This window comes from Desertivirga arenae, from assembly GCF_017355785.1.
Lineage (GTDB): Bacteria > Bacteroidota > Bacteroidia > Sphingobacteriales > Sphingobacteriaceae > Desertivirga > Desertivirga arenae.
This window is the reverse complement of record NZ_JAFEWE010000002.1, coordinates 66,395-78,541: the sequence shown is the minus strand read 5'-3', so window position 1 is coordinate 78,541 and position 12,147 is coordinate 66,395. Positions and strand designations below refer to the sequence as shown.

Here is a 12,147-nt window from a genome sequence, read left to right as displayed (position 1 = left end):
AGTTTGGATAGTCTTGCTGCTGCTTTTGTTACAAGTAAGATACAGTTTATTAGATTAATCCTGATCCACCCGGAAATTCTTACCCCCAAACTTCGACAGATTGTATTGCAGGTTCACAGAAAAAACACGGGTTTGCTGTTTATAGCGACTATCGGTTATGGTATTACCCGTTATCATTCGTGACAGATTGTTCCCCTGTCCTAATAAATCGCTTCCCTCAAGCTTAATGCTCATTGTCCGGTCTTTGAAAAAACTCTTTTCAATCCCTCCGTTTATGATCATAGGGTTAGCATTATTAAAAGCGTAGCCATAGCGAAATCCTTTTGATACACTGAAATTCATAAAGTAGGATTTCTTTACTGTTAAACGACCTGAAAAGTTCATATTTAGATCGCTCAAATCATTCTGCCTGGTTTGGGTACTGCTTGCATCGTTACGACTGCTGCTGTAGCTCAGGTTTCCGTTAGCTTTTAGGTTCTTAAGGAAGAGTTCCCCATTTAGTCTTGTTCGAATACCTGTTGTCTTGAAAAAGTTAGGCGTGGGTATCTGACCTATTCCAAGTGACTGGATTCCGTAGTAGCTATACATTGAACTAACATCATTATTGTTGGTCTGGTAATAACTTATACTAGTATTAAGGGAAAACTTTTTTAAGGACAGCGTACCCTCGACTTGCTGATTCAAATTAGTGCCATTACCCGATATCTTTTGACTGTTGAAGAGAACGGTGCGGTTAGAGAATCCTATAGTTCCTGAATATCTAAGTGAGAGTTTTTGTTGCTTAAACGGAATATAAACGTAGTAATTACCATTAGCCTGGTAATTGCCGTTTACATTTTCATAACGGGTTACTTGCTTCAAACTATTTAAAGTATCTGGCAGAAGACTAACCGCGCTGACAATCTCTCTCTGAGTTGTTGAGGCATTTGCTCCCACCTGAACGGAAACTCGGGATTTTTTATGGTTATAATTGTAGTTTGAACCTAAGGAATGCGTGAAAGAAGGTTTTAGATCAGGATTTCCAATCATGATATTTTGTAAACTCTGGGCTCTTCTTACGGGCTGCAATTGTTCAATGGAAGGGTTATTATTAGCACCCTGATAGTTGGCGGAAAAAGATTTTCCCTCAGAAAAAGTTTTACTGAAGTTCAGCCCGGGGGAATAGTTAAATGTATTATTTGCTATCGTCTCCTTGTTTCGAATATCCCGGTTACGCAACATATTGGGTTTCGCATTGAGACTAATATTGTAGCGCAATTTGCGTGAATTGTAATTGTAATTTAAACCCAGGGAATGCTGCACCGTAATCGACCTGAAGGAACTGCTGAGGGAATCGACAAAGGTTGGCGCTTTACTGATGTTATCCAATACGATAGTTGAAATGGTATTGGAGGATTGCGAAGAAGAGCCCTGGTAGCTAATGTTGAGACTTCGCAACGCAAGGGTGTCTTTTGGTCTTTTTAAGCCGATGCTGTAATTAAAGCCCAAATTGAAATTTTCATTGCGCGTACTGCTGTTAAGGTCCCTGTTCAGCAAAGAATCTTTGAGAAGTTCACCCGTTCCTTTGTCGTAATAGATGGTATTGGTTCCGATGGTTTGCTCATTATTTGATCCCGATAGTTGTATGGAACTATTAATGCTGAACGAATTTTTCTTATTCTTTAGTCTTTTCGAAAAGGAAAAATCAGTCATCAGGTGAGGAGAAGTGCTGTTCGATTTGTTGTTATTTTGTAAATCCTGCCGGATCACACCATACTGATTGCTTAAACCTGTACCCTCATTATTAGAACCATTAAAACTTCCAACAATCGAAGCCATGATAAAGCATTTCTTATTATTAAAATCCATCGAATAATTTAAAAAATGACTATTGTTCCTGCTTTCTCCGTCATTCTTAGAATTGTTTATAAAGTTTCCCTCGGGATTAAGGGTCTCGCTAAACTGCTCGCTCGAATAGGCATTCCCATTATCATTAAAATGATAATTAATGCTGCGATAACCATGTTTCCCGAATTTATCACGATTTGAAAACCCCAGACCTGTGGAGTGACTTTTCCCTGCACCATTATTGGAAGTGTTCATGTTTAGGTTTGCCGAACTTTGCTTGTTGCCATTCCACAAATTGGCCGAAGCATTACTACCTAGCATATTATTTGTACCAGCGCTCACATTAAAGCCTCCAAACTTACCCTTGTCCATCCCCGGCTTGGTTACAATATTCATCATCTTAACAGGCTGCCCAGTTTTTATACCCGTAAAATTTGCATCATCACCAAAATGGTCTATCACCTGAATTTTTGAAACGATGCCTGCAGGTAATTTGCCAATAAAGTCTTTGATATTATTTGTGAAAAAGTCAACACCATTCACCCTCAGCTTGATCATTTCCTTCCCGGAAGTTTTAACATTGTATTGGTTATCAACCTCCATTCCCGGCAATTTCTTTAGCAGATCAGAAACATTATCACCCTCCCTTACTTCGAAAGCTGCAGCGTTAAATTCAACAGTATCCTGCATATATCGAACAGGTGTAAGTTTGGCCTTAATAACTACATCATTTAACATCCTGCTTGATTTTTTGAGGAAAATAGTATCCAGTCGTCTTTGTCTTTCTTTTTGTGAAAAGGAATATGCAATACTGGAGCGATAGTAACCAAGAGCATTGAACTGCAGAGTGAATTTCTCAGAATACACTTTTGAAATGCTGAAGTTCCCTTCCTCGGTAGTAACGGTTCTCAAAGTGTCCTTATCGATTATAAGAAATACATCCACTCCTGCTATTCCGGCTTTCGCTGAATCTGCGACAAAACCAAATACTCTCGTGTTTTTCTGGGCATATAGCTGAAGTACCGAGCAAATCAGAATGAGACTTAGGCAGTATACTTTTTTCAACTGGATAAGATGAAGATTACCATCAAACTTAGGATTTTATTTATAAATATCCGGTACCATCTCTTTGATTTTTTGCCCGGCTTATTGAATATCTATTGCCATTAGGTTCTGGAGTGCACGTTAACCTATACGAAAGTGTCTAAATGTAGGTGAATTTTTCACCAGAACCGGTTCAGCGCCGGATAAGCGCCGGTATTACACCGGGTTGAACCAGCTGGAAGCGGTCTTTATTCGAACTTGTTTTTGTTTTGGTATTGTCATGGAAAGTATTTATATTTAACTCAGTAGAAATTTAACTTCTTTTTAAACCTTAAATAATTATCACGGATATGGCAAAATATATTCCAGGACCTCTAGGCCCACTGAGAGGTAAAATGGGCAACCTTGTAGCCAGTAACTGGCGGGACATCTATTACATAAAAGCCAAATCAAAACGATCGACCAAGGAAGCATCGGAGAAGCAAAAGATCGGTCAGCAAGGTTTTGGCTTTGTAAGCAGTTGGCTGAGCAGTATGCACAAATTTCTCCTGGTTCATTTTAAGGACTACAATCTAAGTTGGGATGGAAGGCTCTCCGCGCAATCTTATAATTACAAAAATGCATTAATAAGAACGACCGATGGCTTTGATATTGATTATCGGGCGGCTCGTTTTTGTTATGGAGATCTTCCGGGGGTGCAGGAAGTAACTGTGGCAAAGAAAAATGAAGAGACCATTGTGATCAAGTGGAGTACTGAGATGAAGGAAAAGGCGCACGATTCAGATGCCTTAATCTATATTATTGTCGCCCCTGCACTTGATCATACATTTATTACGGATATAAAAGGTTCGAGAAGAGATGGCGAAGTTGAAGTGGGACTCCCTGAGCCTTTTAGGAGAGGCTTAGTACATGTTCAAATAGCTTTTAAGTCGGTGTTAAATGAAAAGACTTCCATTAGTCAGTATGCAGGTTCTATTAATTTCCTTGAAACCAGTAATACTGGAGTGCTCGAAGTCGAAAATACGGTCAGTATTTATTGTCAATCTTCTGGACTTACCGGTTCCTTAATTAAGCGGATTGGTGGAGCATAGGCTATTTATTCGAAATAAATTACAATACTAATTGTCTTAAGAGGCGGAGAACTAGTCGCCTCTTAAGATCAGTACCCAGTCTGTATCCACGTTGGGAGCCCTGAACCTGACAAGTTTTTCAGCATTATCAGATCTGATGCTTGCTGCGGGAACCTTGTTGCCAGTCTTCGTGTCTATCCAGCTATTCTTATTGTAGTTTCCTTTTGCTACTCCCGAAGTCTATCTATTTTGTTGCTAAAGAAAAGCCTGCTTATGAAAGGGGCAAGGGTAGCATACGAATAGGAAACGCTTTCTTTTCTGACTTTTTTACGGCCTGGGGAGCAAAAACCGAAAGCAACAAAGGGAGCTTCTTTTCAGAAAACTCCCCAGGGAAATGAAGTATATTAAAAGTAAAGAGGTTATTTCAGCATGGACGTTCTTTTCCTATTGTAAATAAGAGGCAATAACAGCTCTGCTTTCGCTTTTATTCTTTGTGGAAGCCCATTTTTCTTTGCTTGACTGGTCGCCTAGTTCGAAAAGTCGCTCAAATAAGGTCTTCCCATCTTTTTTGTTTTGCAAATGGATCTTGTCATTTTTTGCGAAGACTTCATCCCACACAGAGCGGATGTCTTTCCAATAAGTCCCTTGCTCGTTCCACCATTTTTGTGCATAGGTAAATTTTGAAGGATCTGCTTTTATAAATTCCTCATATCCTTTTTCCATTGCGAGTAATTTATCTCCTTTTTCACCGCGGACGATCTTTTTGTTATCCTGTTCAAACATCCAGCCTGTTTCAGTAAAATACACCCTGTTACCCCTGCGAAGCACATTGTAATCGTTACGTTTCGTAAATTCCCGGCGTGGAAGAGGAGAGTCTGTTTCACTCTGCCACTGATGCCGCCCGTCTACATGTACCCAGGTACCGGTGCTTTCGTAGCGGGGACTATCATCTACCTGGAATACCCTTTGTGTCCATTTTCCTTTTACATCTGCCGCATTTAGGTGAAGCTTTTTCCAGGTGTTCTCTTTGTCAAATACGAGCAGGGTAGGATCTTCATAGGACCAGTCCTGACGCCAGTGTTTGATCACCATACTATCTCCAACAACCAATAGATGTTGCAGGGAGATCTTCTTCGGACTGTCTTCAACAACCGTGACCCATTCGTGACCCCATGATTGATACCTGGGGTGGAATTTGTAGGCGCTGTCGGGAGCAAAGGTTTCAGCATAATTGAAAGTGACTTTATAAAAGCCCGCCATTTCTTTTATTGATTTCCGGTCCTGATCAAGTTTTGTCTGGGCCATGCTCGTGCCGGAAAGAAAAGCTACTATAAGTAGTAATAGATATGTTCTTGTCATGGTGTTGGTCTGATTAATTTCCTTTTTTAACTAATTTATATTCAATAACAGGTCTTCCACGTTCTCCGCCATCAGCTCCCAGGCCCATACTTACAAACTTCATTTTGTAGATGTTTGATTGTGGATCTTTGATGAGGTAATAGCGATCTCTCTTGATGCCTGTGGTACCTCCTGGTGCGGTGGATCGCCATTTGCTTCCGATAGCATCACGCGTGCTTAACCAGGTGGCAGCGCTAAGGTTGCTCTCTGCAAAATCATCATATTTTACTGTAGCCTCTAGTACCTCTGCGGCCTGTACTCCTGCTAGATGATTGATCAGGATAAAGTCCTGGAACCAATAGGGCGTGTTTAGTCCCGAGTTGTAAGTACTGTAGCTCCACTCAACGTCCCAGTTGTTCTTACGAGGCTCTACTTCAACAACTACATTATTTTCAAGTGATAAGAAGCTGAAGTTATAGTCGGCTTTTTTATCTATATCAACTGTTTTAATGGTAGTTTCACCAATCCTGGCGTACTGAACCCGGTAATTATCTCCATTCCGGTTTACCTTCACCTTATACCATTTGTCTTTAGTCTTGCTTCCCTCAAAACTGACCAGGTATACTTTATTCTCATTAGCATTGGCAGATACTTCAGCAAACACAGTTTTATTCAATTCTCCGGTCCAGGCATCGGTAAGAACACTGGTTGCCGTATTGGAAATATCATGATCCAGATTAAGGACCAGGTCGGCATCAGCAAGAGTAACTGTACTGATATCTGTTTTTGTTGTAGCTACGGCTGTTGTCTGATATGCATGATTTAACACTACCCGGAACAAGGAACCACTGCTAAAACCGAGGTTCCAGCTTTTACGGTTGACGGGAACTTGTTTATTAGCGCTTAAGTCTGCAAAAACGGAATTAGTATAGGCAGATTCGCTCGTTTTCCCTTCAAGCGTAAGTTGACTCCCTTGAGAGGTTATTGAGGCGAAGCTTAATTTAAGCTCGGCAGTTTTTCCAATAAGGGCCGGTTGTCCAACAGCTGTAATTTTGAAGCTGATGCTTTCATCACCATTGAAAAATGCAGCAGGAAGCTTGCTAACCTTAAAGGACGCATTATCGCTTCCGACAGGGATAGTGAGAGCAACCGTTCCGTTTATATTATCCGGCTGAACGGTTACAGATTCAGCTCCAGTTGCTTGGCTGATGGAGAATTCTGAACTATAATTAAGTCTTGTAGCTTGAAATGAAACTGTAATTGGGGTACTCACCTCTGCTACCCGGTCTAGTTTAACTTTTACAGTTGTTTCGTTACCGTCAAAACCCTGGAGCGAGGCTTCAAAGTTTGAAGTGTTATCCGGAAGGGGAGGATCATCTTGCTGGCAGGCCGTTGCCAGAAAAAAGAAGACAGGGATCGATAGAAGTTTGAAAAAACGAATCATGATGGTGTTTTTGAATATATATTGATAGAATTAAATTTTTGTCCATTGGAAACTTAGTCCCAGGAAGTAAGAGCGGCCATAGCTTATGGGTGTTCCTGATGAGCTGCTATGGGTACCCGAAGATTGCGATGAGCTGGTCAGGCTAGTTACATTGAAGATGTTCTTAACTCCCCCATTAAGATTAATATTCCCGGTGATCTTCCTGCTGAGATTAAAATCAGCCATGTGATAACTTGTAGTGCTGCTCTGAACAAGATCATCACCGTTTACAATATAATTAGGGCGGCGGCCGGAATATTTGTAAGCCAGGTTGGCTGAGGTTTTTGAACTCGCCTTCCAGGTAAGATTACCATTTAGCTCAGGTGTCCACAGAAAAGCCGGGAGTTCCGCATTCGTTTCATTATAAAGATTGTATCTGCCGATATAAGCGAATCCCGCGCTGGCTTGCAATTTCTTGAACTGCAGGCTGTTTTCCAGCGTGTAGCCTTGGGTTTTATATTTTCCAATATTGATAAGGACAAAAACTGAAGGATCTTCAGGGTCTGTGCCGTAGTCGATCTGGTTTTTATAGTGATTGTAGAAACCAGAGATAATGGACTTAAATTGGGGTACGGAGACATTGTTTGTTTCCCAGGACAAAGAGCCCGTAAAGCTATCAGACTCCTCTGCCTTGAGGTTTTCGTTACCCCGGATAGAGTGATTGGCATCGAAGAAGTTGAAATACAGTTCGCGTAAAGCAGGTGCTCTGAAGCCTCTTGCATAGGAGAGACGAAGATCAAAGGATGCTGGCAGATCCAATTTAAGGCTCAAGGAGGGGATAGCAGGAGGAGCATCATAAACTGAATTAATGTTAAATCTTAATCCTGGCTTAAGGGTGATCCTGCCGATGATTCCCTTAGGTTTGACATGAATCTCTGAAGTAGCAAAAATTGAATAATCATTAATGGCAGGAGAGCCTTTGATCCGGTCTCCTGAAGCTTCGTCCAATTTTACCTCAGCACCAGTTTGCAGAGCTATCCCGGAGGTCAATTTGTACTGCACGTTTCCACGAAATAATCTACTGTTGAAAGCCGATATATCCTGAGTTCCCGCATTAGTGTTTAAGGTTCTTTTCCCTGTGCTAAAGTCGATATCTGTTGTTAAAGTCCTGCGTTTGTAATCCTGGTAGGATGCTACTCCTGTTGCGGTTAAGCGCTCGTTGACCTTCAACTCTGCCTGGGCCTGGTGAGTATAACGATCAGTAAGATATTCAACATCAGTCGTTTTGTTGGTGGCTGTATTAATATCTCCAGGAGAGTCAATAGCTTCATTTAGATAGTCGAGACGATAGGATAGGGACAGGGTCTTCATCCTGAATCCCAACCTCCCGTTAGCAAGTCCCTGGTTTTTAGGTCGCCATTGCTTGGCTCTACCTTGGAAGTCCCCCTGCCACCCGCCATTGTCATTCCGGCTGAAGCCACCTTGAACCTCCCACTGTTTGTTAGCCCAATTAGCGCTGATGTGTTGGTTGTGCAGTCCCTTATTGGTAAAACCTTTGTATTCCTTGCCTACGGTTTCTTCCTGCAATCTGGCTGTAACAGATAGCTTTTCTCCCTGACTTTTCCTGGTGATGATATTGATAACACCTGCAAGTGCATCAGTACCATAGCTAACAGACATGGGCCCTTCAATAATTTCAATGCGGGAAATGGTATTAATATCGATCTGACTAAGACTTTGTCTGGATGCACCCCTGTCTACCAGAGGGATTCCGTCTAACAGCACTTTTACATTTTGTCCCGACATGCCCATGATCTGTACGTCTGATTCTCCAAGGATCAGGTCATTGTTAAAACGAATACCCAACTCAGTATTCAGCAAAGAAGGAATGTCTGTAGCTGCGCGAAGCCTGATCCGTTCTGCAGAGATCACCCGCACTTTCTGTACGGCGTTCTTCAGCGACTGCGGTTCATACTGTCCGGTTACAACAACATCCTGAAGTTGTAGTGAAGAAGTGGCGACAGAAATGTCGGGAATGTTTAACGTTTGCCCTGCAATTACCTCTACAGGATATCCGGGAGATTTTACGCCTGGTAAAAGGATTTGTAAGTGATACTGCCCTGCTGGGGCGGTGAACGAAAAAGTTCCGTTCTCTTTGGTGTTAGCCTCCGATTTTGAACCTTCCAGCTTTAAGGCAATATAAGGTAGTGGTTGCCCCTCTGGCGTAATTAATCTCCCGGTAACGGTTCCTGTTTTCTGTGCAAAGCCTATTTGTAATCCAAGTAAAAGAAATAAGGACGAACAGAACAAATTCATAGCTGATTTTAAAAGCCACAAAGTAAAGGTGTTACAAAACCAGGCGTCAATTGCAGAAGGATTATAATCAACGCGAGAGGGATAAAGTTTATTTAGATTAATTCTATTCTTAAACTATTTGCATTTTTGCTCACCGGACATTATCAGCGAAAGACTTGAGAATTGAAATTAAGATAGCAGACTATAGCCATCAGTTACCGGAGCATTATAAGCAGACCATTAACGCTGTTTCTGTTTATGAAAATGCTCATGCTTCCCTGTACAGCAAAGTGTTGAAAACTGAAGAGGTTGATTTTGATGATAAACATATTCTTATTGCTGGCTTTGAACCGGGAAGTACTGCCTCTTTAATTTTAGAGAAGCATGCTCAATGCAGTGGAATTTTATTCATCCTTAGGGGAAAGGCTGAGATCTATACTGCCAACATTCGAATAGGCTCATTGGAAAATCAGTATATGGTGTTGCCACGAACTCCTTTGTCGCTTCTAATGGAGGCAGACGGTCCCCTTAAACTAGTTGCCTTGAGTTTTGATGAGAGGATAGTGGCGGAGCTGATGGAAGACCTGGATGATGGCTTGCTAAAGTCGCTTCCAATTACTCCTTCCCTGGGTTCAGTCCTTGATAGTATTATTCGCTGCGGGCACACTGGGTATTCCAGAAGGATATTCTATGAGGCTAAAATGCTTGAACTTCTTCTTCTGATCAGTAACGAGACCAAGCGACGTAAACAGAACAGCTTTATTTCTATTAAGACTTATGACTTGAACAAAATTTATCAGGCAAAGGACTTTATTGAACGGAATATACAAAGTCCCTGTTCTTTAATTGAACTTGCTCATAAAGTTGGGTTGAATGACTTTAAACTGAAAAAGGGATTCAAGGAGGTAATTGGGACTACCGTATTCGGGTACCTGTACGACTTTCGTATGGAAAAGGCACGGATCCTTTTAGAAAATGGCGCTCCTGTTAATGAAGTTTCTTACGAAGTAGGATATAAAAATCCTCACCACTTTACAGCTGCCTTCAAAAAGAAATATGGTGTATTACCAAGTTCCTTGAAAAGGCAGAATAAACAATCTGACTAGCGATCCTTAGTTTCTGGTAATCAAGTCTCTTCCCCTTGTTGTTGGTCTTTTTCAATATACTTCATACTTAGTGCTGCTGTGCAACCGTGAAATACAATCGAGAGTAACACTACTAATGCAAGTGTAGCCCAGAGTTCGTCAACATGGCTAAACTCTGCCTTACTCAGCGCAAAGGAGAGGTAAAAGAAGGAGCCGATCCCTCTTATTCCAAAAAAACTGATCCCTAACTTTTCTTTTACTGTAAGGCCGGAGGAGAACAAAGAGATGTAGGCTGTTACCGGCCGGATAATGAACAGGAAAACAAGTGCAAAGGCGACCATCTGCCAGTTTAGCTTTTCCAGAATCCCAGTAGCCAGACTTCCCCCAAACAAGATCAGGACAATAGCAAGCAAGATACGTTCGATCTGATCGGTGAAGGAATGCATTTTGGTATGATAGTGATGATCAAGCTCGTAATTCCTCATGGTTACAGCTGCAACAAAAACAGCAATGAAGCCGTAACCATGAGCTAATTCAGTTAAACCATACACAGTCAATGTGGTTGAAATGGCGACGAAGCCGTCCCTGATTTCCACTGTTATTCCTTTTTTGGGAAGATAAAATAGTAACCAGGCAAGAATCCGGCCTATCACATAACCTATTACGAGTCCAGCTAGAATTCGGTAAATAATGTCCACCCAAAGCCATTCCAGAAAATTCTCCTTGGTTAGTACTCCTCCTAAAGCCGCACTTATGGCAAGCCAGGTAAAAGGGAAGGCCATTCCATCATTCATTCCCGCTTCCGCCGTTAATGCAAATCGCACCTTGTTCTGATCTTTTTCCAGCGGTGGACCAACCTGAACGTCGGAAGCTAACACCGGATCGGTTGGCGCAAGAACAGCTCCTAAAAGTAAAGCGGCCGCCAAACCAAATCCCAGAGAATAATAGGACAGGAGGGTTACCAAGCCTATAGAAAGGAGCATGGTGATAGTCACCAGTCGAAAGGGGAGTCGCCAACTTTTCAGAGAGAATGGTTCGTCTAATTTGAGTCCCGTTCCCATTAATGAAATGATGACCACCAACTCGGAAAGGTGAATGGTATACGATTCTTTTCGGATTGGGTCGGGATTAGGGAAGAAATCGAAAAAGGTGTAAAGAAGAATTCCTGCCAGGATATACCACACCGAATAGGATATTCCTGTTTTTTCGGTAAGGGCAGGCATCCATGCCATAGCAAGGGAAGCCAGCCCTACGATGCTGATACCAATAATGTAAATGTTCATTCGAGAGCGTTCTGCCTTTATCGCTGCCTATAAAGGATGCTCTTTTGATAGTTTTTGCAATTCCATCTCATTAGTAAGGTCGAGCCTTAACGGAGTAACAGAGACAAATCCATTCTCTACAGCCCAGCGATCAGTGCCTTCTTCTGCAGGTTCGAGTGGTGTTACAGTAAACCAATAATGTTTTCTTCCCATCGGGTCGGTACCCGGAATAATAGTTCCATCATATAGCCTTACTGATTGCCTGGTCCATTTGATACCTGTTGGTTCTGGCGGAAAGTTAACATTGTAAAGCCCTAGCTCCTTTTTCTCAAGCAGTAACGCCAGTGTCTGTTCCACATAGGGTGCAAGAGCTTCGAAATCAGGTTCGGTTTTCCCCACCGGAGTACTTAAAGCGATCCCTTTGATCCCAAGAAGGACTGCTTGCTTAGCTGCTGCAAGGGTTCCTGAATGCCACATCCCGTTACCAAGATTTGGTCCCATGTTTATTCCGGATAATACAACATCTGTGTTACTCCACAGGTGGGTTCCAAGGGCCACACAATCTGCTGGAGTTCCGTTTACCCGGTAAGCTTCAATACCGGGAAATTCTATTGGGGATTTTTTATAGGTAAGAGGACGGGAGTGCGTAACTGCGTGTCCCATAGAAGATTGCTCAACATCCGGAGCTACTACTCGAACCTCTCCAAATTTCTTCGCTACTTTCGCTAGTGCAGCAATTCCCGGACTGTATATTCCGTCATCATTTGCTATCAGAATCCTCATAAATCAAATATTTCGTTAAA

General features: G+C 42.0%; 8 protein-coding genes and 1 pseudogene. 2 read left to right on the top strand and 7 right to left on the bottom strand.

What is annotated here, in order from left to right; translation table 11 throughout:
• Positions 1-54 precede the first annotated feature (54 nt).
• Entirely contained in the window at positions 55-2,892 is a 2,838-nt protein-coding gene (locus J4N24_RS04285) for an outer membrane beta-barrel protein (protein ID WP_207532420.1), read from the bottom strand.
• Between the two features lie 329 nt (positions 2,893-3,221).
• On the opposite strand from J4N24_RS04285, the gene J4N24_RS04280 reads away from it, so the two are divergent.
• Entirely contained in the window at positions 3,222-3,962 is a 741-nt protein-coding gene (locus J4N24_RS04280) for a DUF6266 family protein (RefSeq protein WP_207532419.1), read from the top strand.
• A gap of 51 nt (positions 3,963-4,013) precedes the next feature.
• Here J4N24_RS04280 and J4N24_RS25970 read toward each other — a convergent pair.
• The 4 genes and pseudogenes from J4N24_RS25970 to J4N24_RS04260 all read right to left on the bottom strand — a co-directional run.
• Positions 4,014-4,157: pseudogene (locus J4N24_RS25970) on the bottom strand (hypothetical protein); the annotation flags it as partial.
• A 228-nt stretch (positions 4,158-4,385) separates the two neighbouring features.
• Positions 4,386-5,300, bottom strand: coding sequence for a DUF6607 family protein (locus tag J4N24_RS04270; protein ID WP_207532418.1), 915 nt, complete (start codon positions 5,298-5,300; stop codon positions 4,386-4,388).
• A 13-nt stretch (positions 5,301-5,313) separates the two neighbouring features.
• Positions 5,314-6,723, bottom strand: coding sequence for an HmuY family protein (locus tag J4N24_RS04265; RefSeq protein ID WP_207532417.1), 1,410 nt, complete (start codon positions 6,721-6,723; stop codon positions 5,314-5,316).
• Between the two features lie 30 nt (positions 6,724-6,753).
• The gene (locus tag J4N24_RS04260) at positions 6,754-9,018 is read right to left on the bottom strand and encodes a TonB-dependent receptor (protein WP_207532416.1); all 2,265 of its coding nucleotides are present in this window, start codon (positions 9,016-9,018) and stop codon (positions 6,754-6,756) included.
• 155 nt (positions 9,019-9,173) lie between these two features.
• Between J4N24_RS04260 and J4N24_RS04255 the strand changes: the two genes are divergently transcribed.
• Positions 9,174-10,103 carry a helix-turn-helix transcriptional regulator gene (locus J4N24_RS04255; RefSeq protein WP_207532415.1) on the top strand — a complete coding sequence of 310 codons (930 nt, stop codon included), beginning with the start codon at positions 9,174-9,176 and terminating at the stop codon, positions 10,101-10,103.
• Between the two features lie 20 nt (positions 10,104-10,123).
• Here the strand turns inward: J4N24_RS04255 and J4N24_RS04250 are convergent, their stop codons facing one another.
• Together J4N24_RS04250 and surE are read right to left on the bottom strand one after the other, a co-directional pair.
• Positions 10,124-11,365: a cation:proton antiporter gene (locus J4N24_RS04250; RefSeq protein ID WP_207532414.1), complete on the bottom strand. Its 1,242-nt coding sequence runs from the start codon at positions 11,363-11,365 to the stop codon at positions 10,124-10,126.
• A gap of 27 nt (positions 11,366-11,392) precedes the next feature.
• Entirely contained in the window at positions 11,393-12,127 is a 735-nt protein-coding gene (gene surE, locus J4N24_RS04245; RefSeq protein WP_207532413.1) for a 5'/3'-nucleotidase SurE, read from the bottom strand.
• Positions 12,128-12,147 lie beyond the last annotated feature (20 nt).

Excerpts from the sequence above, each read along its gene's own strand:
- J4N24_RS04280 (WP_207532419.1), top strand. The coding sequence starts at position 3,222 with ATGGCAAAATATATTCCAGGACCTCTAGGCCCACTGAGAGGTAAAATG.
- J4N24_RS04270 (WP_207532418.1), bottom strand. The coding sequence starts at position 5,300 with ATGACAAGAACATATCTATTACTACTTATAGTAGCTTTTCTTTCCGGC.
- J4N24_RS04265 (WP_207532417.1), bottom strand. The coding sequence starts at position 6,723 with ATGATTCGTTTTTTCAAACTTCTATCGATCCCTGTCTTCTTTTTTCTG.
- J4N24_RS04260 (WP_207532416.1), bottom strand. The coding sequence starts at position 9,018 with ATGAATTTGTTCTGTTCGTCCTTATTTCTTTTACTTGGATTACAAATA.
- J4N24_RS04250 (WP_207532414.1), bottom strand. The coding sequence starts at position 11,365 with ATGAACATTTACATTATTGGTATCAGCATCGTAGGGCTGGCTTCCCTT.
- surE (WP_207532413.1), bottom strand. The coding sequence starts at position 12,127 with ATGAGGATTCTGATAGCAAATGATGACGGAATATACAGTCCGGGAATT.